Consider the following 22,009-nt stretch of genomic DNA (forward strand, 5'->3'; position numbering starts at 1 on the left):
TCCGCTGTCGTAAACCCAGGATACCGGAATAGTGAAATCGGAAGTGGGCAAATAGTCATTTTTAAAACAAAACAACATGCAACAAAATTTGTACGAAACAAGGCGGGCACGACGCGGTTTGCGTTACCTGGCCGGGTTGCTAAGGCCTCTCCTTCTCTCAGTGGGGATCATGTGTGTGGCGGTGGGTGCATTCGCACAAGCCGACGCCAAACGGACCATCACCGGTACCGTAGTTTCCGTGGAGCGCGGCGACGGGATTCCTGGCGCAAGCGTGGTGATCAAAGGTACTTCGAACGGAACCACCACCAACACGGAAGGCCGGTTCTCCATCGAAGCAGCCCCGGGTAATACGCTCGTGTTCTCGTTTATCGGGTACGAGACCCAGGAAGTGGCGATTGGTAACAAAACCAGGATCGACGTCAGGTTGAAGGAAAGCGTTTCGGCCCTCGAGGAAGTGGTGGTAGTGGGTTACGGGGAAATGAAGAAGACGGATGTTTCCAGCTCCCAGGTGACGGTCTCCGGAAAAGATCTCAGCAAAACCATCAATACTTCGCTCGAACAAGGCTTGCAGGGACGCGCGGCCAACGTGCTCGTACAGCAAAACTCGGGACAACCGGGCGCGGCGCCGTCGGTACTGATCCGCGGGTTGAGCTCGCTGACAGGTACGACGCAACCGTTATATGTGATCGACGGGGTGCAGATCAAGCCTGACAATATGAAGGACGACCCGAATAACCGTCCGACCGGCTTTTCCAATATCCTCTCGTCGATCAACCCGGACGATATCGAGACGATCAACGTGTTACAGGGGCCTTCGGCAACGGCTATTTACGGGGCGGTGGGTGCGAACGGCGTTGTTATGATCACCACCAAGCGGGGGAAAGCGGGCGAAGCCAAGATTACCTTCAACTCGCTGGTAACCTTGCAGGCGGAGCCTAAGCATATCGATGTGATGAACCTGCGGGAATATGCGCAATTCAGAAACGAGGCTGCGGCAGTAGGCGGTACTGCCTCGGAGCCTCAGTTCGCCGACCCGTCGGTTCTCGGCAATGGTACCGACTGGCAGAGTGCCTTGTTCCGGCCTACGACACTTCAGAAATATTCGCTGGGCCTGAGCGGTGGTACGGAAAAAACAACCTATTACCTCTCGGGAGAGTATTTTAACCAGAACGGTATTGTGGAAGGATCGGGCTTCAAACGCTATAATGCCCGGCTGAACCTGGAAAACCAGACCCGTAACTGGCTCAAAATAGGGGCAAATATGAGCGTGGGGATCACCGAGGAAAAAGTGAACGTAAACAACGGAGGCATTATCCAGCTGGCGCTCGACCAAAACCCGAGCGTACCAGTGACCAACCCCGACGGTAGCTGGGGCGGTCCCACTTCCACACAGTTCCAGTTTACCAACCCGGTGATGATCTCGCAGATCTATAACGACTATAACCGCCGGACATCGATCCTGGGAAGTCTTTTCGCCGATGTGAAGTTGACCAAGAACCTGGTTTGGCACACCGAAGCGAACGGAAGCGCCGAGTTTTTGAAATATTACTCATTCCACCCCTCGTATACGATCGGCGGTTATGTGGTGTCGCAGGACGCGGCTACGTCGACGCGCTCGGTGAATACCAACAACTGGTGGAGCCTGCATACCCGGCTGACTTACGATCTGAAACTGGGCCGGCATGGCATTAACCTGATGGCCGGTCACGAGGCACAGCAAAACGGGTACGAATCGCTGACCGGTACGCGTAAGAAGTTTATTACCAATACGATCGAGGAATTATCGGGCGGTGACGCATCGGTTATCTCCAATGTGAGCAATAACAGCGGCAAAGGCGCCGGGTCGCGCGAATCATATTTTGCCCGTGTGAATTACAGCTTCAACGAGCGCTATTTTTTGCAGGGGACCTACCGGATGGATGGCTCGTCGGCTTTCCGTGAAGGCCGCCGCTGGGGTAATTTCCCCGCGGTATCGGTAGCATGGCGCATTTCGGAAGAGCCTTTCCTGAAAAGTGTCAATGAGATCAACGACCTGAAACTCCGGTTCGAAATAGGCCGGTCGGGTAACCAGGGCAGCGGGGGCAATGCGATTTTCTCGACACTCCAGGCTGTGCCAACGGGCTGGGGAACGGGCTTCCTTGCCTCGAACTTCGCGAATGAGTTTCTGACCTGGGAAAAGGACGATGTGATCAACGGCGGACTGGACCTGCATATGTTCGGCAACCGCGTGGAACTGATTGTGGATGCCTATATCAAGAAAATCACCAGTCTCATTACCGTGAATTCCTATCCGTTCACTTACGGTGGCGACATCGCCTACTCGCCGGGATACCTGAGCTGGCCCGCGGTGAATGCCGGTTCGATGAAAAACCGAGGTATCGGCTTTACGCTCAACACCGTGAACATCGACAAAGGCGGCTTCTACTGGAAAACGGGTATCAACCTGTCGTTCGACCGTAACAAGGTGACATCGCTGCTCAACCCGATCACACCGGTCTGGAATGCCACTTCGGTAGGATTCAAAACCGAGGTGGGGCAACCGGCGAGCATGATCACCGGCTACGTTGCCGACGGCCTTTTCCAGGATGCCAACGATATCAAGAACCACGCGATCCAGACCTCCAACGGTCAGCTGACGATCAACCCGGCCACCGGCACCTGGGTGGGGGACACCAAATTCCGCGACCTGAACGGCGACGGCGTGATCGACGCCGAGGACCGCACGATAATCGGCAATCCGTGGCCGAAATTTACGCTCGGTTTAAATAACAACCTGACTTACAAGAATTTCGAGCTGAATGCATTCCTGACCGGCAGCTTCAAGAACGACATCCTCAATTATCCGCGTTACCGCGCGGAGATTCCGGGGAACGGCGGGGTGTTCGGGAACCAGTGGAAATCGGTGGCCAATTACGCACGGCCAAGCAGCTATAATCCGGCCGATGCGGAAACCGTTACGCTTACCAATCCGGGCCATGCCATCCCGCGCATCGCCCCGGGCGACCCGAACGGCAACAACCGGATGAACACCAATTTCATCGAGGACGGCAGCTATGTGCGTCTTAAGAACATCACGATCAGCTACAATTTTCCAAAGTCGATGCTGAAAGACTTCTTTATCAGAGGGCTGAGGGCTTCCGTTGGGGCACAGAACCTTTTTACCATTACCAAATACAAAGGTTACGATCCCGAGGTCGGGATGGTCAATTATGGCGGCACGGTAATGGCCGGTATCGACACCGGGCGTTACCCATCCGTGCGCATGTATTCATTCGGTTTACTAGCTGATTTCTAAGGCAGTTTGCCCAACGTCCAATTCAAAAAATATTCTCATATGCAGTTCAAATACAGACTTATAGCGGCTATCGGGGCGTTGATGCTTACGCAGGGGTGCAGCGAGGATTTTCTCGACCGCCCGCCGCTGGATGCCCTTACCTCCGGTAATTTCTACAAAACCGACGCGGAAATCCTGGCCGGTACCGCGCCATTGTACAACATCGTCTGGTTCGATTTCAACGACAAGGCCAATATGGCTTTCCAGGAAGCCCGGGCCGGTAACCTCAACTCGAACGACCGCACGGCGTACATCAAGCACGCGATCCCGTCGACCGACGTGAATACGCTTTTGCCGGGTTACAAATCATTTTACAAAATTATCGCGCAGAGCAACAATGCCTATAAGGCCATTAACGAGGCGCAGGGAAGTACGGCATCGGCCGCTGTGAAGGCGCAGGGGCTTGGCGAATGCCGGTTTATGCGGGCTACGGCTTACTATTACCTGGTAACCAACTGGGGCGCCGTGCCCATCGTGTACGACAATGTGGCGCAGCTCAATGAGCCGCCGGTCCGCAACCGCATTGAAGATGTCTGGAAACTCGTGATCCGCGATTACCGCTTTGCCGCCGAGAACCTGCCCGTTACGGCGGAACAGGGACGCCTCACCAAATATTCGGCGGAAGGGATGCTCGCGCGGATGTACCTGATGCGCGCCGGGCTTAACCAGAACGGGAAACGCAGCCAGTCGGACCTCGACAGTGCGAAGTATTATGCCGAAAGCGTGATCACCAAAAGCAGCCTGTCGCTGGCGCCCACCTACGCGGAACTTTTTGAAAGCGCCAACCATAATGCCTCGAAGAACAATCCAGAAAGCCTGTTCTCCCTGCAATGGATGCCCGTTAGCAATCCCTGGGGCGTGAACAATTCGTTCCAGGCCTATTTCGCCTACGATGCCAATATTACCGGTACAGGTGACGGCTGGGGAGCAGCTCAGGGTATTTCGGCAGACCTGGTCAAGTACTTTACCGAAAACCCGGCGGATTCCCTGCGGAGAAAAGCGATCGCGATGTTCGACGGGGATGTTTATCCGAATATCCAGAAAGCGTCGGGCGGTTTGAAATACAACCGGCCCGCTGCTCTGTCGGCTATCAAAAAGTACATCATCGGCTCGCCGGCGGACAATGGTGGTCTGGGCGGATTTATGGCGGCCAATATCAACTCGTACATGCTTCGCCTGGCCGAAATATACCTGATTTACGCCGACGCCGTGCTGGGCAATAACGCCTCGACCGCCGATCCAAAAGCACTGGAATATTTCAATGCCGTGCGCAAGCGGGCAGGTCTGCCGGCGAAAACCTCGCTGACTTTCGAGGACATTTTCCGGGAGCGACGCATCGAAACGATATTCGAGGGCAACTCCTGGAACGAGATCGTACGCTGGTTCTACTTCAATCCTGCCAAAGCCATCGCCTACACGGCTGCGCAGCATAAGGAGAACTACACCATGACCTACGTGGCAGGCTCTACCAATCCGAAGAAATACAACGTGGTTTATTCGGCCGCCGAATATTATCCGCTTTCGGAAAATACCCTGTACCTGCCATTCCCTGAAAGCGAGATCGTGAATGCGCCGTCGTTGAAAAATGAGCCGGTAGCTTTCGATTTCAGCAAAATTGTCGACTAACCCAAATCTACGACCAACATGAATATCCAATCTATATGCCGGACAGCCCTGGGCTTTTTGCTGGCCGCCGGTATAATGCTGGGCTTCCAGAGCTGTAACGACGACGACGTGGATGGTGCGCCGGTGATCACCAACGTGCGCCTGCTCGATCCCGAAAAGGCCGACAGTTCGCTCACAGCGGCCGAGCCGGGCAGCCTCATAGTGATCCAGGGGCAAAACCTGGGCAGCGTGCTGAAAGTGTATTTCAACGATTTCGAAGCCAGCTTCAATTCTGCATTGGGCAGTAACTCGAACATCATCGTGACTATTCCGGTGAATGCGCCTACGAAGGCCGTGGACGCGGGCGTGCCCGACAAAATCAAAGTGCTCACTAAAGGCGGGGAGGCGACCTACGATTTCGTGCTGATAGCGCCAACGCCCGTGATTTCGGGGTTGTATTCCGAGTTTGTAAAACCGAACGGCACTCTGGTGATCAACGGGGATTATTTCTATAATATCAAATCGGTGAAAGTCGGTGCGACACCGTTGCAGGTGCTCAGCAGCTCGCCGAAGCAGATTACGGCCAGAATGCCGGCCACGGTGCCGGTGGATATCATCACGGTGGAAGGCGAATTCGGCACCGCGAAAACCACTTTTAAAGTGAACGACCCGGCGGGGCACCTGGTCAATTTCGATGTCCCGGCCACTACCTGGGGTGCGGAAGTATGCTGGGGAGCGGCGCCGATTATCCCCGCCACCGATCCCGGAGCGATCTCGGGCAAGTTTTCGCGAATTAAGGGCATCAACCTTCCCAAAGCCGGTTATGCCGATGCCTGGGTTTTCTCTACCTGCAATTTCGATTTCAAGCTCCCTGCCGGTGCCGCAGCCGACAGGCAATTCAAATTCGAGCACAACATCGCCGAACCGTGGAAGGCGGGAAAATACGACATTACCATCACCGCCGGCGGAAGCGAATTTGTATACTCGTTTCAACCCTGGAATTCTACGGAATACGCTTCGGCGGGCTATCAGACCAACGGTTGGAAGACGGCGGTGATAGAGCTTTCGGAATTTAAAAACGCGGCGGGCTCGACCATCGCCGACGTTTCCAAGGTCACCGACCTAAAAGTGTTGTTCAATACGCCGGATGTGGCTATTGCCTCGTTCAATGGCAGCGTCGACAATTTCCGTATCGTGAAAAAATAGCATCTGCCTGCATAACAACATACGTCAACAACTGGGACCAGGCCGCACAGGCCCTGCAAAAGCATTTGCCGGTGCGCAGGGCATGTGGGCCTTTCCGTTTCGGAGCATCCATATATTTGAATTTCATCCATGCACAATCTGAATTTCTTACGTAAAATACCCTCGATATTTTTGGTTTGCTTGCTGGCACTGGGTTGCGGGAATGTCGCTGCCCAGCACAGCAAGCTGGTGAACGAGCCGGTCGATATTAGCGGGGATTTCCGGGATTTTGCCAACACCATTTTCTTTGCCGACAGTCTGGCGGCATTCGATCCGGCAACCGGGGCCGGAAGCATCAAATGGAAGCGGCATGAACCGTTTTCTGCACACAACTTCGATAACTCGATGCTCGGGTACAAGCGTTCGTACAGCAACGAATTCCCGTCGATCGAATATGCACAGGACCCGGTGCTGCCGTTTTCCATCGAATTTACTTCTCCCCGCACCATGCGTATCCGCGCGAGCACAAGCGCACAGGCACGTCCGCACGAGGCTTCGTTGATGCTGGTGGGCGAGCCGGCAAGGGATACGTCCTGGAAATACAGCCGGATCAGCGGCGGGCATCAGTACGCCGGCCCGTACGGTTCGGTGACGATCTACGAAAATCCATGGAAAATCCTGATCCGGGATGCGAGCGGAAAAGTACTGACGCAAACCCGGAGCCAGGCCGACGGGAAATCGTCCTACACACCTACCTTGCCTTTTTCCTTCGTACGCCGGGCTTCCGACTACTCCCGGAGCGTCGCGGCTGTGTTTTCGCTTTCGCCGGATGAAAAGATCTTCGGTTGCGGAGAGTCGTTTACACGCCTCGACAAGAATGGGCAGAAGGTGGTATTATGGGCCCATGATCCGAATGGCGTGGAAACCGGGACGATGTACAAGCCGATCCCGTTTTACCTTAGCTCGCGGGGGTACGGCGTGTTTATGCACACAAGCTCCCCGGTTACCTGCGATTTCGGTGCCACTTACGGGGAGTCCAATGCGATGCAGATCGGCGACGAGAACCTGGATTTGTTTTTGTTTTTAGGACAACCAAAAGATATTCTGGACGAATATACCGACCTGACGGGCAAGGCCCCCGTGCCGCCACTGTGGTCGTTTGGTCTCTGGATGAGCCGCATTACCTATTTTTCGGAGGAAGACGGCCGGAATGTGGCCGCCAAGCTTCGCCAGAATCGCATTCCTTCGGATGTTATCCATTTCGACACCGGTTGGTTCGAGACCGACTGGCGCTGCGACTATCGTTTTGCCCCGAGCCGTTTCAAGGACCCGGGAAAAATGATCGCCGATCTGAAAAAACAGGGTTTCCGCACATCGCTTTGGCAGTTGCCGTATTTTGTCCCTAAAAACGACCTGTATCCCGAAATCGTAGCCAGGGGCCTGGCTGTGAAGAATGCCAACGGGACAATTCCTTACGAAGACGCGGTGCTGGATTTTTCGAACCCGAACACGATCGGATGGTATCAGCAAAAAATTGCCGGATTACTGAAACTCGGTGTTGCGGCCATTAAGGTCGATTTCGGGGAGGCGGCACCGTTTTCGGGTGTGTATGCTTCCGGTCGCACGGGTTTTTATGAGCATAATCTCTACCCGCTGCGCTATAACAGGATCGTCTCCGACCTCACGCGCAAACTGAACGGCGAAAGCATTATATGGGCCCGCAGTACCTGGGCCGGCAGCCAGCGATATCCGATCCATTGGGGTGGCGACGCCGAAACGACCAACAAAGGTATGGAGGCACAATTGCGCGGCGGGTTGTCGCTGGGGTTGTCGGGTTTTACATTCTGGAGCCATGATATCGGCGGATTTACCATGAAAACACCGGAAGACCTTTACCGCCGCTGGTTGCCTATGGGCTTACTCTGCTCGCACAGCCGCACGCACGGCCAGGCGCCCAAGGAGCCCTGGGAATATGGCGACAATTTTCAAAACTATTTCAGGAAGGCCGTCGAAATGAAATACCGGCTCATGCCTTACATTTTTACCCAATCGAAACTTGCTTCCGAAAAAGGCCTGCCGATGGTGCGCGCATTGCTGATCGAGTTCCCCGACGACCCCGGGGCCTGGCTGGTGGACAATCAATATATGCTGGGATCGGATATGATGGTGGCGCCATTGTTCGAGAACGGGAAGAAGCGCCAGGTATATTTACCGAAAGGGCGCTGGGTAGATTACCAGACCCTCAAAGTTTATGATGGCGGCTGGCATGAGCTCGAATCGGGTGAATTGGAAGTGATCGTGCTGGTCCGCGAGGGGGCGGTTTTGCCTCACGTAAAAGTGGCGCAGTCGACTGGTGAGATCGATTGGACGCATATTGAACTGCGGCGCTTCGGGCAGCTTTCGCCCAATACGCATGTACCCGTTTTCCTGCCCGGAGAGGAGCGGGTCAGGGAGGTTGTTTTGGGCCGAAACGGTGCGCGTTCTACCGTCACTTCCGATCCGTTTCAAGGCAAAGTGCGCTGGGAGGTTCGTTAGGACAATTATCTGTTCGCAGCGTATTCGCGGCTGGCAGGCCGCAGGCGAATACCCGTCGATAACGGGTATTCGTTTTTGCTTTTGGGGATATCCATTCAGGGATTGCCGTGACCAACCGAATAGTCAGTTAACAAAAGAAATCGGGAGAAAATACCTGACCTTTTGGGGCTTACCGAAAAGCTTGCCCGGTTTCCATTCAGGCATTGATTCAACGAGCCGCACAGCTTCCTCGTCACACCCGAATCCCAGCCTTTTAAGAACTTTCACGTCGGTGATTTTTCCAGTCTCTTCAACCAGAAAAGACACATAAACCCTACCGGACACCCCTGCTCGTTTTGCTTCACCGGGCATTTTCAGGTTAGTCGTTATAAATCGATATAATGCGGGGGTGCCGCCAGGGTACTCGGGCTGTTGCTCGGGATCACCAAATACCTTATCACGCGACATCTGTACCGGTACAGCAGGCGCAGTGATAGCCTTTGCTAATCCCGTGTCTATGGGTATCGAAGGGGTGACTTGTTTGCTGCCGGTATGCTTTTGAGCAAAACCCGGTGCTGGTCGCAACACGACAACAGTGAAAAGCAGGCCGAAGTAGATAGTACTATTCATTTTAATTATATATAATTTATTTAAATATAACATTAAAATATTTGCTTTCAATGCCCGTGCTTGGTCTGAAGAGATATATTTTCCGAAGCGGGCGTTCGTTCTGCCCGATCCGTGGGTACATATGGTACTGCAATGTCCCGCGGAAATGACCCTCTCCCCGTTTCGACTACGAAAATCCCCGGTTTGGCTACAAGCCGCAGGTCATCGCTTGTGACCTTTGTGAAGGTTTAATCAAAGTCACAAGATTTATGTTACATCCAATTGAAAATGAAGGTGCCCGGACGCACACGTCCGATAAAGTATGGTTTATAACAGGGGCTTCGCGCGGCTTCGGGCGCATATGGGCGGAGGCCGCGCTCGAGCGCGGAGACAGGGTCGCTGCTACGGCGCGCAAATTGTCCAGTATCGCGGGGCTTACGGAAAAATACGGTGAGCGTGTGCTTGCATTGGAACTCGACGTGACCAATGCCGATCAGGTACAAAGCGTTGTGAACCAGGCTCATGCTCATTTCGGGAGGCTGGATGTGGTACTCAACAATGCGGGCTATTCGCTGGTCGGTACCATCGAGGAAGCTACTTCCGACGAAGTCCGGGCGCTTTATGAAACGAACATTTTCGGCCCGCTCGCGGTTATCCGGGCAGCGTTGCCGTTGTTACGCGCCCAGGGTGGAGGGCATATCGTAGGCGTGTCGAGCAATCTCGGACATGAGGTGATCCCGGTGATTGGCTACTATTGTTCGTCCAAGTGGGCGTTCGAGGCGATCCATGAAAGCCTGGCTGCCGAAGTCGAGGCTTTCGGGATCAAAGTAACCATCATCGAGCCAGGCGCTTATGCTACCGAGTTTGGTAGCCAGCAATCCCTGCGTTTCGCCGGTGGTATGGAGGTTTACGAAGATTTTAAAACACAAGTCATCGCGGGGATCAGGAGCATCGAGAGAGGCGACCCCAATGCGACGCCCGAGGCCGTTTTCAAGGTAGTGGACGCGGAGAATCCGCCGTTGCGTTTCTTCCTGGGCAGTCATAGCCTGCCATCCGTTCGGGCGGCGTACGAGCGCCGTCTGGCGACCTGGGAGGAATGGGAGCCGGTTTCCCGCTCGGCACAGGGTATTTCAAAATAAATAGTTATGAAAAAGGAAGAAAACGCCCGTTACCGGTTCGAATCGCTGTCCGATGCGCATCGCGTGTTCGGCTTGCCGAAGCCGGTGCATCCGCTGATCAGCATGATAGACCATTCGAAAACGCTGGTCGATCCGGAGAAGTTGCGGCATTTACATGTGCTGACGTTCTACAAGATCGCCTACAAACCCAGGCTCAGCGGCAAATTGAAATACGGGCAGGGATATTACGATTTCGATGAAGGCGGTTTGCTGTTCGCGGCCCCTAACCAGCTGATTGGCGGAGACCATGAGAAGCCCGACAGCGATTGCTGCCTGTATACATTACTGATCCATCCGGATTTCCTGCTGAACTACCCGCTCGCCAGAAAGATCAGGCAATACGGCTTTTTTTCCTATTCGGCCAATGAGGCGCTGCACCTTTCGGAGCAGGAAAAGGCCATTGTCCTGTCGCTTTTCGATATCATCAACGGAGAGCTGAATGGAAGGATAGATGAGTTCAGCCAGGACGTGATGATTTCGCAGATCGAACTGTTGCTGAATTATGCCAACCGTTTTTATAAACGCCAGTTCCTGACCCGCCGGGCCGCCAGCAACTCGCTTTTACAAAACCTGGAAGAGCTTCTGAACCGGTATTTCGACCAGGAGCAGTCGTTGAACCGGGGGATTCCGTCGGTCCAGCTCCTGGCCGAAAACCTGAACATTTCGCCGAGCTATCTGAGCGATATGCTTCGTTCGCTGACCGGGCAGAATGCGCAGCAGCATATTCATAACAAGCTGATCGAAAAGGCGAAGGAGAAATTGTCGACCACGAGTCTGACCGTCAGCGAAGTCGCTTACGAGCTGGGTTTCGAGCACCCGCAGTCGTTCAGCAAGTTGTTTAAAACGAAGACGAACCTGTCGCCGCTGGAATTCAGGCGTTCGTTCAATTGAAATGTGCCTGTATTGAAAGTGAAAGCCGGAAGAATATCTCCCGGCTTTCACTTTTATCCCATATTCTTAGAAAGTATAGGTAAAGTTGGCGAGCAGCGCGCGCGGCTGCTGCGGCGCGATGGTCGACCACCCTTTGTAATACTCCTTGTTGAATGCATTATTCAGTTTTACGCCGACCCGGTAGTTTGCGGCCTGGTAGAACACCGATGCGTTCGCCACGGTGTAAGCCGGCAGCATGAAGTCGCCCGTGGAAGCATAATTGATCGCATAACGTTCGCTGGCACCATTGAACCCGGCGCCGAGGCCGAACCCTTTCAGCTTGCCGGCAGGTGCTTCATAACTGGCCCAGAGGTTGTAGAGCGTTTTGGGACCGGCCCCGAGGGGACGTTTGTTGAGGATTTCTTCGCTGTCCGTTCTGGTCGTCTTGCTGTCGTTGTTGCTGAATCCACCCCGTATGTTCATCCCTTTCACGGGAGTCGCATTGATTTCCACTTCGAACCCGCGGCTGTATGCTTCACCACCCTGGATTTTATTGAATGGCGATGCGGGGTCGGACATGACCTGATCGGTCACTTTAATGTCGTAGTAGCTTACAGTCGCATTCAGTTTGTTCTTAATGATATTGGTTTTAAAACCGAATTCGATCTGGTTCGCCTGCTCGGGCCTGAACGTTTTGATGGTCTGCGGACCGTCCTCGGGGTTGCCGACGAGTTCCGGGGCCACGTTTGTGAAGCTGTTCTGGTAGTTGGCAAAAACAGACAGCTTGTCGGGAACGGGCTGGTACATAATGCCGAATTTCGGCGAAAGGGTGGTTTGCTTGTAGTCGTCGTCGGCGCTGGACACGTTGCCGACGTTATCGAAATGATCGAGCCGGAGGCCGACCATGACCGACAGCGTGCTGGTAATATTCAGCACGTCGGAGGCATAGGCGCTGAATATGTTATACCGCGATTTGGCATTTGCCACCGGTTGCAGGGCCAGCACGGCGTCTACCGCCGCCGCGGAAAGCGGATAGGCCGTCGTTTCGACCGTCGGGGTGAACGGATCGTCCCCGTTGGCACCGCCGTCCGGCGTAACGTTGCCATAGAATGCGTAGCCGGTGCCGTTACTGGTGGAAGTAGCTGTGAAATAATCGAGGCCGAGTACGACGCGGTTTCTCAATGATCCGAGTTTGAAATCCCCGATGAAGTTCTGCTGGATGTCGGCCGTTCCGGTGTATTCGTTCTGCTTGTTCAGAAACCTCGAAAATGTATTGCCTTTCAGAATGCCGTAGTCGAACAGGTACGTGTAATAACCCTTTGTGGAAGTGGCGCTTTTGGAAACCAGCGTCTGCGATTGCCATGCGTCGGAAAGCTTGTAATCCATTTCAACCCGGTAGTTCTGGGTAGGGTTTTGCAAGGTCAGGTCGTTGCTGGTGAAGGAAAGCTTGTAGTTGTAATCGAGTTCATCCAGGTTTTTGGCTACCGACGGTGCGGAGCGGTTCAGGAAGAGGAACATCGGATTGGTTTGCTCGGCTTGCGTAATTTCCCCGTAAAAAGAGAAGGATAGCCTGTTGTTGACCTTATAGGACAGCGAAGGAGCAACAAAGAACGACTTGCGGAAGCCCGCATCCTGGAAGCTGCGCTCGGTAGAGTAGGAAGTGTTCAGGCGGAAATAGAGGTTCTTCTCCTTGTTCAGGGCCGTATTGAAATCGCCGGTAATCTGGTTAAGTCCGTACGAGCCGGTCGTGAAAGAAAGCTCACCGCCCGTGCCCACGTAAGGCTTTTTGGTAACGACGTTGATCAGCCCGCCGTAGGAGCTCACGGCATTGCCGAAAAGCGTGGCCGAAGGCCCTTTGAGCACTTCGATGCGTTCGATGTTGGCCGGGTTGATGGTCCCGTTGGTCAGCCCCGGCAGGCCGTTCACCAGCTTCGGCTGTACCGAGAAGCCGCGCAGCGAATAGTAACCGGCACCGTCGCCCCCGCGTCCCGTCGACGTCCAGAGGTTGTCGACGCCCGCGGCGTTTTTGAGTGCGTCGTCGAAGTTGGTGACGATCTGCGATTGCAGCAGGTAATTGGTAATGGTGCTGTACACCTGCGTATTCTCGAAATCCCTGAGCGGGAGTTTCGCGACGTAGGCCGTATTGCTGCGGGAGAACTTGTTCTCCCTTTCACCCTCCACGACCACTTCGCGGAGGATTTCGTCGCCTTCGTAGAGCGTAATGGAGCCCAAGTCCGCCTCCGCGCCGGAAACACTGACCGCCAGTTCCCTGGTTTTAAAACCGACAGACGATACGGCCAGTATGTAATTTCCCTCACCGACATTGGATATTTCGAAGAGGCCTTCGGCGTCGGTATGCGCACCCAAGCTGGTGTTACGGAGCATGACGCTTACACCGGGCAGGCCGTTTCGGGCATTGTCGATGACCTTGCCTTTTATTTTTGCCGACTGAGCGAATGCCAACGGCGATAAAAGCAGCCAAACGGATAATAATAGCAGGTATTTCATTAATTTAGACTTATTATAATTTGCATCGCACAAAAGTATCTTCGGGACACAACAGTTGCAAGAAATTTGTAATTTTCCGTTGCCTGCCTGACTCCACCACAGATAACCGCGGGGCCGGGCATGATAATTGCAAACGTTCGCCGTCCTGTTTCAAAGGGCGGTAACATATGAAAGAACCTGGTAATTTGTCCGATAGTGTATGGCAGGTGAGCCTGCCGTATATCTCGCACAGCAAAACAGTTGTGGCTCACAGGCATTATTGTTACAAAGTAGCGGTGAGCCTCGATCACCAGATCGAATGCGCCGTACACGGATGTGTCCATGCGGCCATGAAAGGGTTTGTCGTCAATAGCAATGCCGCTCACCAGTGCTCCTCGCCGGATGGCCCGGTACTCAACAATCTGATCGAACCGCGGAGCCCATGGGGGCAGAAGATCCGGGAAATTATGGGAGAAAAAGAGTTTGTTCGTTTCGAGGAAATTCTGGATGTGAGCCGGCTCGACCCGATCCTGCCCAAAAACCATCAGGCTTTGGATAGCAGCGAGCTTATTCCGCACATCAACACGCTGATGGCCTCCATAACCGGCGCCGGCGCACGCGAGACGGCGCTTGTTGACCCGAGGGCCAGCCGGATCGTGGCTTTCATCGCCGAAAACCTAACACGCGACATCACCCAGCGGGATATAGTGGACCTTACCTGCCTTTCGTTCAGCCGGACGAGGCATTTGTTTGCCGAGGCGGTGGGGATACCGTTGTCGCGGTATATCCTCTGGCAAAGGCTCCGGGCTACGCTTAAAACGGTGATCGAAACCGGCGAGCCCGTTTCGAAAGTTTGCAGGGACTATCGTTTTACCGACATTTCGCATTTCCACAAAACCTTTAAAGGGATTTTCGGGCTAAACCCCTCCACATTCCTGCTCGAATGCCGGCTGATATTGTAAGGCTATTCCGCCGGAATCATCGCATTCGTCGCACTTGTAAATTGGGGCTAATATTTGCCCGGACGCCGGCTTTCTCCTTTCAAAAGGTTGCGGGGTAATTTCGATTGTTTCATTTTAGCGCTCCCTTTGCTCGCCTGGCGGTTTCAAACCGGAACCGCAGTTCAATAGTATTAAATAATTTGAAAGAACCGGGTTAGCGCGTTTATGAAAGTACCTGTGACTGCGGGTTTCCCGTTTGGGGAATTGCGGGATTGTAGTATCTCCTACATTGTTAAAGCATCAAATAAACCTGTTCCTATCAGCAACCGATATGGCTTTAAAATCGTAATTGGCCTGGACGGGACCTTCGATTCGGAAATTAACGGGCGGGTTTACAAAGGTATCAGGGGGTTTGTGATCGATCGTAACGTGAATCATTTCTGCCATTGCGGGGGCGTGTCGATGTTCGTGAGCCTGATAGAACCCAAAAGCCGCTGGGGCCAAAGCTTCAAAGCTTTGCTCGCCGGGAACGATTTCCTCGATATCGAGGAGCTGCTCCCGGGCGAAGAAATCGATGCTATTTTGCCGCTCCGGTTCCAGGAACTTGGCCGCGATGCGCTGGCGGAGCGCGTCCAGGCATTTTTTTTAAGGATATTCAGGAATAATGCTGATACACAGTTGATTAATATGGACAGCCGGGTGAGTGAAGTGCTCCTGTACATCGACAGGAACCTGGCGAAGAATATAGAACTGGCCGAAGTCGCCAATCTGGTGCATTTGTCGCCGCACCGTTTCCGGCACCTTTTTGCGGAGCAGATCGGCATGCCGTTTACCCAGTATATCATCTGGCAGCGTCTGCGGAAATCGATTTATGCCGTGGCTTCGGGCCAAATGACGCTGGGCAATACCGTGGAAAATTTTGGCTTCACCGATCAGGCGCATTTCAGTAATACATTCAAAAAGATGTTCGGCGTGTTTCCGCGGGTATTCCTGCATACTTGTTATGTGATCTGCTAGGATGGCCGGTAAAGAATAGCCCTAATTTACAACTGTCCTCTTTTTTGAAAGGTCTAATTTTGGAAAAGAGTAAAGGGGACTTGATTTTTCATAGTTCGGATAACGTCCGATCTTTATGCGTGTCGTATTGGCCCGATGCGATAACGTATAGTGGCTCTCGTCACATTATTTTGATTCCGTTGGCCCTGAATTTCCTGTAAAGCGTTTCGAGAACGTAGCTTTTAAATGCGGCTTCCGAATAGACGCTTTTTATCCAGACCAGAATTTTCAGTTCTATATTGTCGGCGCCCAGGTTGTTTACAAGGATTTGTTTGGGTGCATTCCTGATCATTTCGTCCCCTTTTTCAATCGTTTCGCCTGCCAGTTTTTTAACCAGGTCGAGATCCGAGTCGATGTGCACCTTGAACGTAATTTCGCTTTTCAGTTGCGCATTCTTTTCGGTATAATTCACAACCCGTCCCGAAAGCAGGTCGCCATTTGGAATAACCACCCTGGAACCCTGCGCCGTGAGCATTTTGCTCGACCGGATGCCGATGTCGAGCACTTTTCCCTTTTTTGTCGGCCAGCTCGATGTAATCGCCGATGCGGAATGGTTTTTCGAAAATCAGGATAATGCCGGATACGAAGTTGTTGATGATATTTTGCAAGCCAAGCCCGATACCCACTCCCAGGGCGCCGATCAGGACGGTGATCTTGTCCAGCGGCACGCCCGAAGCCGTGACCGCAAACAGAAAGCCCACCACGATGATGATGAGCCTGATCAATGCGAGTTTGGAGTTTTTGGCGACGGTGGAGCTGCCGAAAGTGCTGTCGGTCTCGCCGAAAAGGATACCGATATTCTTCTGGAGCAGGTTGGCGAGGTAAATGATGACCGCGAAGAACAGCACATTTCCCAATGTAAAGGTAATGTTCCCGATAGTCCGCGGCCTGGCCAGTACTTCCCTGAAAAAATGGGTCAGGGCGTCGATGATATTCAGGTTGATGGAAAACGCGATAACCCACAGGATTACGGATAAAAAGGCAAGCACGCTACGGAATTTGGCGCGGGTACGCGGGATGTTGAGGCGTGAGAAAACGCCGCCGGAACTCGTGCTTACTTTGATTTGCAATTCCAGCGATTCGGTGACGATTTCGACAAACACCGCCAGGCTCAGAATCTGGACCAATCCGCTGATGGCCGTCAGGTGAAAGGCTTTCGCAAGACTGATACGGCCGAACACATTCAGCAGAACGGCCAGGAGGTTGAGCACGACGTAGATTATGACGACCGGTTTGACAAACTTTTTGTCGAAACTGGCCTCTTTCATTTTTCCGTATAGCCAGGTACCGAAAAAGACCGAAACGGCGTTCAGCAGAATCAGCAGCACCCGTAGCAGGAGCGTGTCGTTCACAAATGCGTTGGTGAAAATTACCAGTATGTATAACCCGATGATCCTGAGCCAGACGCCGAACTGGCCTGCCGTTATCCGGCGATACAGGAACAGGGTGAGGGTCAGTAGCAACAGAGACTGGTTTACCTCCATGTAGATAGCCGGAGAATCGGGCTCGAAGAGCGGCATGAGGTTAAACAGCACGACCAGTGTTGCCAGAATGGGCCATCGGGAAATGAAGCGAAACTTCATTTCCCCGATTTTAGCTGAAAGGTCGGCCCGGCCCGATCGGCGGAAATTGATATTGACCCACCAGAAGAATACTATACACAGGATAATCAGTAGTATCCGGTTGTCCCAGGTCGAATTCACGAAGTAGCGGAGGATTTTGTCCTGACCGACGTAGGAGTTCCTGATCAATTCGCCAAGATCGTCGGTACGGCTCGTCCGGGGGGCGTTCCACAGGTAACGGTATTCCTGCCCGAGCACATTTTTGCCCGATTCGGCGATGTAATCGTTGACCATCGATTGGAGATCTGCCGCCTGGAAATACAATGCGGATACCTCGGCGAGCAATTTGCTGACCGTATCGAGCCTGGCCATAGTCACCTGGCCGGTATTCTGGAAGCCTCGCGCGGAGGTCGGTGATCTGCTGAGCGTAAAGTTTTCGCTGTGTGGTGTCGGTGCTGCTGATGTGGAGCAGAGAGTCGCGGCTGAACGCGATCAGCTGCTCCGACATTTTTTGCAGTTCCAGGTTATGGGCTGAAAGCGATTTCCGCCACACGGAAGTCTTTTCCTGCACATCGGAAAGGATGAGCCGGTAATTGACCAGGCTTTTGTTGTCGGGTACCGATCCGGTTGCGGCCATGGCGGAGTCGATCTGACGGACGTTGGCCTGCATACGCGACAGCTCACTGCGAATTTTATCCCCATCGAACCCCTTTTTATTGGTGGCGTTCATTTCGGTGACGGCAGCCTGGTATTTTTCCAGCCGGAAGAGCAGCGTGTCGGGGATCAGTTGGGCGGAGTCATGCGGAACGGGCTGATTTTGTGCGTTCGATCCTGCAATGCTCAGGACGAAGACCATAGCAGGGACCCAGAAATAGCGCTGAAATAAGAACATTCTTTCGGACAAATTGCTTACAATGACGTTCGGAATAAATGCCGAAAGAACGAATGCACAAATAATATGCCTTCACGAAGTTCGCGCCGGACAGGAAGCGTCGGCTTTTGCTATTAATCTGAAATATAAAAAATATACATCATGGGTGCTTCCTGTGCCGGGCCGACGACGCCGGGAATGCATTGGTCGCCTGGCTGCAATTACGCTATTTCGATGCCGGCAGCGTGCGAATGGAACCGGTCCGCGCCGTTCGCTAGAATGTCGGCGGTGCCGTATTCAGGTCCGAATCCAGGAAGTCCCTGACCATCGGGATCAGCCAGTCGGTGCGCTGGATCATGCCGATGTGCGTAGTGCCGGGAAGAATGGCCAGCCGGGACTTCGGAAGCCCGTGGATATCGCCCATTTTGCCGCCGCCTTTGGCACGGAACAAATCCAGCGCGTGCTCGTACCGGACGCCGTCGGCATCGCCGATAACCATAAACAGCGGCGCTTTGATGTTTTTGGCTTCCTTCGTCCAGTCGTACGGTTTCAGGTCGATGCTGATCACCTTTTTGACAAAATCGGGGAACTTTGCCGGATCGTTGCCCAGGCTGTCGTATTGTGTCTGGATCGGCGAGCCCTTGAACATGTCCGCAGTGATGGTCGCAAAACTGGCTTCGACGTCGGGCCACCATCCGTCGTGCGCGTATGCCCCCGAGAGGATGACAAGCCTGCGCACCTGCGCAGGGTGCCGAATGGCCATCTGGAAAGCGACCCCGCCTCCCATGCTGTAACCCAGAACGTCGGCGCTGTCGACTTTGAGGTGTTTGAGTAAACCCGAAACGTCGTCGGCCATACCCTCGTAGCTCAGGTCGCGCGAAATATCCTTCGTGCGGCCATGGGCCTGCATTTCGGCGACGATCACCTTTCTGTCCGCCAGCATCGGTATGATGTGTGCCCAGTTCGTGGGGATGTTCATGAAAGAGCCATGCAGCAGCACGAGGGGTTTGCCCTGACCGTAAACTTCATAGTACATTTTCAACCCGTTTACATCCGCATAGCCGCTTTCGGATGGTTTGGCGGGCCGGGCTGTCGCGGTTTCTTTCGGCGTTGCCGCATTTTGTTCTTTTTGGGTGCCCGACTGGCAGGATGCCATCAATGCACCGATGGCCAGACAGAGGCCATGTAAGATGTGTTTGTTCATGAATGCAGTGGTTTTTGTTGATATTGCAAATCTGCGCAACAATCCACGGGCATTCGGGGTGTATTTGCGTCAATTATGCGGCCGGAATGCGGCAATGCCGGATGGCCGGCTTTTTTTTTTTAACGGAACCATAACGAGATTTTCCTGCGCGGAACGCTAACTTTACGGCCTTGCACTAACGGCCAATGTATAACTGGAAAGCGATCGCATATTTGCTAGGTTTCTGGCAAGGAATTATCCTGGCCCTGTCGCTCATTGCCCGGGGCGCGAAGGGGCAGCGCGCGAGCCTGTTTTTGGGCCTGATTCTTGTCGTGCTCGCCCAGGAGCTGCTCAACGCCTGGGGAATGCAGGTGCGCTATCATAGCCGCCCCGGTATGTTCCCGTTCTGGAATTTCCAGAGCTACCTGGTGTTGCCGCTTGCGTTGTGGTTCTTTATGCGGTCGGTTACCGAGCCGGCCTTTATTTTCAAACCGGTATATGGCCTGGCCTTTCTGGCGGTCGTTGCCGAAATCGCGGTCCGATGGATGTGGTGGTGGCGATGGAAGGCGGCCGCGGGGAATGTGACGTCGCTGCTCGACAATCCGGTATGGTTTTCACTGACCGAAATACTACCTATCATCGGCATGGTAGCCGTGCTCGGTGTTTATGGGATGCGGTTATATCCGGTGTGGCGGATGCATGCGGCTTTGAAGCCTGGACATTACCTGCGTATTTTCGGCCTGTTCGGTTTTCTGTCCCTGCTAACGCTGCTCTGGGTAGCCGGCGTGATCTTCGGGTGGCCGGTTTTTACGGAAATCGAAATCCTGATCGCCGCGTGCCTGTTCGGATTGGGATACACTGGTTATATCGATCCGCATTTCTTCGCATTACCTGCGTTTCCAAAGGAAGAAAAGCCCGGGTACAGCCGGTTTAGCGACACATTGGAATTACAAAAAATACGCGAAATTTTCGAACGCGACCGGCTCCACACACGTTCGGGCCTGACACTCGAAGAAACGGCCGACGAGCTTAACCTGCCCGCGCGGTATGTGTCTCAGCTTATCAACACGCATTGCGGAACTAATTTCAACGGATTTGTGAACGCATTTCGCGTCGAGGAGGTCGTCCGTAAACTGGCCGATCCGAAAGAAAAGCACAAAACCATCCTGGCCCTGGCATTGGAAGCCGGTTTCAGTTCCAAATCGACTTTCAACCAGGCTTTCAGGCAACATACCGGTAAATCGCCGTCGCAATACATGCAGGCCGGGAAAGTGGCGACCGAAATCAGAGTTTGAAATAGTCCGGAAACATGATTCCGGACGTCCTGGAATGTGTTCCCGCGCGCATCGGTTTTACCGACAGGCTTGCTTTGGGCTTTCTTTCACCTGATGTCAGACAAGCCATGATCAAACTGCTATCACTGTTGCCCGCCCTTTTTTTCGTACAGATTGTATTTGCCCAAAACAACCGGACAGGGACTTCCTTGCATGAATTCAGCGTCGAAATAAACCGCAATGTGGAACTGCTGGGTTTCGTGTATTTCCTCGGATACGAAGGCGCCGAGGCCGGGAAAGACGCTTATCCCGAGAAGATGCGTCAACGCTACGCCTACGGCCTGGATCTTTACCGCCGGTACAAGTCCTTTGCCGGAAACAGGAACTTGGCCGTCGTGATCGGTTACGCACAGGATATCTGGCTGGATTACTTCATCAATCTGCTGGTCCAGCTCGACAACGTACCCGACGCAAAGTTGCCGGAGGGGCTGGATACCCGCTATTATATTCGTTTTTCGCCCAGCGGCGATGCCGCCGAAGCAAGGAAGCACGCGACGGCATTCCTGGACGCGATGAATGCGCTTTACCGCGATGTGGATTTCGGTGCGATCCTGGCCGAACGCGAAATCCACTATGCCAATGCCGTGGCACAGGTACGTGCCGGTTTGCCCGAAAGCGGTTTCCTGCCGGCGATGGAGGCGTTTTACCAGGCGAGATTTGATAATTACCTGCTCGTGCCCAGCCTGATGATACCTCCCGGAATGGGTTTCGGAAGCCGTTATCACCAGCATCGCGACACCTATGCCGTCCACGTTTTCGGCGCTTTTGCACCGGCACAATGGACTGATCCGACCCGGCCGGACATGGGTTTCGGCGACAAAAAGCACCTGCGCGAACTGAGCACGCATGAATTCGGCCATTCGTTCGTGAACCCGGTGATCGACAAGCTCCCGGGAGATGCGATTGCCGGGACGGCCACATTGTTCGAGCCAATCAGGGAAGCGATGTCGAATCAGGCCTATACCAGTTGGAAGGCATGCCTGTACGAGCATTTTGTGCGGGCCGGCGAGGTGATCATTGCCGCCAACCTGGGCCACCAAGCCGATGCAAGGCAGCTCAGAAAGTATTATATCGAGGGCCGGAAGTTTATTTATCTGGATATTTTGCTGGACGAGCTGGAAAAATATAACCGTAAACAAACCGCTTCGTACGAAATGGCCGTGGCATATGCGATGCGGCGCCTGCAAACGCAAGCCGATCAGGCACGGGGAGACCGGAAGGAATGAAGTGTTTTTCGCTGTTATCCCTAAAAATAACAAAACTGCATCTGTTCCGGCAGT

General features: G+C 53.6%; 14 protein-coding genes and 1 pseudogene. 10 read left to right on the forward strand and 5 right to left on the reverse strand.

Features of this window, described 5'->3' with window-relative positions:
• The first annotated feature begins 76 nt into the window (after positions 1 to 76).
• The 4 genes from ABV298_RS26005 (at position 77) to ABV298_RS26020 (ending at position 8,659) form a co-directional block, all read left to right on the forward strand.
• Entirely contained in the window at positions 77 to 3,295 is a 3,219-nt protein-coding gene (locus ABV298_RS26005) for a TonB-dependent receptor (protein ID WP_353719053.1), read from the forward strand.
• A gap of 39 nt (positions 3,296 to 3,334) precedes the next feature.
• Positions 3,335 to 4,960 (forward strand): RagB/SusD family nutrient uptake outer membrane protein, encoded by a 1,626-nt coding sequence (locus tag ABV298_RS26010; protein ID WP_353719054.1) that lies wholly within the window; start codon positions 3,335 to 3,337, stop codon positions 4,958 to 4,960.
• An 18-nt stretch (positions 4,961 to 4,978) separates the two neighbouring features.
• Positions 4,979 to 6,145: a glycan-binding surface protein gene (locus ABV298_RS26015; protein WP_353719055.1), complete on the forward strand. Its 1,167-nt coding sequence runs from the start codon at positions 4,979 to 4,981 to the stop codon at positions 6,143 to 6,145.
• A gap of 180 nt (positions 6,146 to 6,325) precedes the next feature.
• Positions 6,326 to 8,659, forward strand: coding sequence for a TIM-barrel domain-containing protein (locus ABV298_RS26020; RefSeq protein WP_353719056.1), 2,334 nt, complete (start codon positions 6,326 to 6,328; stop codon positions 8,657 to 8,659).
• A 123-nt stretch (positions 8,660 to 8,782) separates the two neighbouring features.
• On the opposite strand, the gene ABV298_RS26025 is transcribed toward ABV298_RS26020, so the two are convergent.
• Positions 8,783 to 9,268, reverse strand: a complete 486-nt coding sequence (locus ABV298_RS26025; protein ID WP_353719057.1) for an energy transducer TonB — start codon at positions 9,266 to 9,268, stop codon at positions 8,783 to 8,785.
• A 248-nt stretch (positions 9,269 to 9,516) separates the two neighbouring features.
• Between ABV298_RS26025 and ABV298_RS26030 the strand changes: the two genes are divergently transcribed.
• Together ABV298_RS26030 and ABV298_RS26035 are read left to right on the forward strand one after the other, a co-directional pair.
• Complete coding sequence (locus ABV298_RS26030) at positions 9,517 to 10,386, forward strand: SDR family NAD(P)-dependent oxidoreductase (RefSeq protein ID WP_353719058.1); 870 nt, start codon at positions 9,517 to 9,519, stop codon at positions 10,384 to 10,386.
• A 6-nt stretch (positions 10,387 to 10,392) separates the two neighbouring features.
• Positions 10,393 to 11,316 carry a helix-turn-helix transcriptional regulator gene (locus ABV298_RS26035; RefSeq protein WP_353719059.1) on the forward strand — a complete coding sequence of 308 codons (924 nt, stop codon included), beginning with the start codon at positions 10,393 to 10,395 and terminating at the stop codon, positions 11,314 to 11,316.
• 66 nt (positions 11,317 to 11,382) lie between these two features.
• Here ABV298_RS26035 and ABV298_RS26040 read toward each other — a convergent pair whose 3' ends face one another.
• Positions 11,383 to 13,803, reverse strand: a complete 2,421-nt coding sequence (locus ABV298_RS26040) for a TonB-dependent receptor (RefSeq protein ID WP_353719060.1) — start codon at positions 13,801 to 13,803, stop codon at positions 11,383 to 11,385.
• Between the two features lie 167 nt (positions 13,804 to 13,970).
• On the opposite strand from ABV298_RS26040, the gene ABV298_RS26045 reads away from it, so the two are divergent.
• Together ABV298_RS26045 and ABV298_RS26050 are read left to right on the forward strand one after the other, a co-directional pair.
• On the forward strand, positions 13,971 to 14,744 hold the full coding sequence (locus ABV298_RS26045; protein WP_353719061.1) for an AraC family transcriptional regulator: 774 nt from the start codon (positions 13,971 to 13,973) through the stop codon (positions 14,742 to 14,744).
• Positions 14,745 to 14,948: 204 nt separating this feature from the next.
• The gene (locus ABV298_RS26050) at positions 14,949 to 15,740 is read left to right on the forward strand and encodes an AraC family transcriptional regulator (protein ID WP_353719062.1); all 792 of its coding nucleotides are present in this window, start codon (positions 14,949 to 14,951) and stop codon (positions 15,738 to 15,740) included.
• Positions 15,741 to 15,900: 160 nt separating this feature from the next.
• Here the strand turns inward: ABV298_RS26050 and ABV298_RS26055 are convergent, their stop codons facing one another.
• The 3 genes and pseudogenes from ABV298_RS26055 to ABV298_RS26065 form a co-directional block, all read right to left on the reverse strand.
• Positions 15,901 to 16,140: a hypothetical protein gene (locus tag ABV298_RS26055; protein WP_353723255.1), complete on the reverse strand. Its 240-nt coding sequence runs from the start codon at positions 16,138 to 16,140 to the stop codon at positions 15,901 to 15,903.
• 160 nt (positions 16,141 to 16,300) lie between these two features.
• Positions 16,301 to 17,713 (reverse strand): annotated as a pseudogene (locus ABV298_RS26060) (mechanosensitive ion channel domain-containing protein); the annotation flags it as partial.
• Positions 17,714 to 18,486: 773 nt separating this feature from the next.
• Complete coding sequence (locus ABV298_RS26065; RefSeq protein WP_353719063.1) at positions 18,487 to 19,416, reverse strand: alpha/beta hydrolase; 930 nt, start codon at positions 19,414 to 19,416, stop codon at positions 18,487 to 18,489.
• 185 nt (positions 19,417 to 19,601) lie between these two features.
• Here ABV298_RS26065 and ABV298_RS26070 point away from each other — a divergent pair, with 185 nt between their 5' ends.
• A complete protein-coding gene (locus ABV298_RS26070) occupies positions 19,602 to 20,690 on the forward strand; it encodes an AraC family transcriptional regulator (protein ID WP_353719064.1) in 1,089 nt (362 codons plus the stop codon).
• 14 nt (positions 20,691 to 20,704) lie between these two features.
• Positions 20,705 to 21,955: a DUF4932 domain-containing protein gene (locus tag ABV298_RS26075; RefSeq protein WP_353719065.1), complete on the forward strand. Its 1,251-nt coding sequence runs from the start codon at positions 20,705 to 20,707 to the stop codon at positions 21,953 to 21,955.
• The last annotated feature ends 54 nt before the right edge of the window (positions 21,956 to 22,009 follow it).

Source organism: Dyadobacter sp. 676, from assembly GCF_040448675.1.
GTDB lineage: Bacteria > Bacteroidota > Bacteroidia > Cytophagales > Spirosomataceae > Dyadobacter.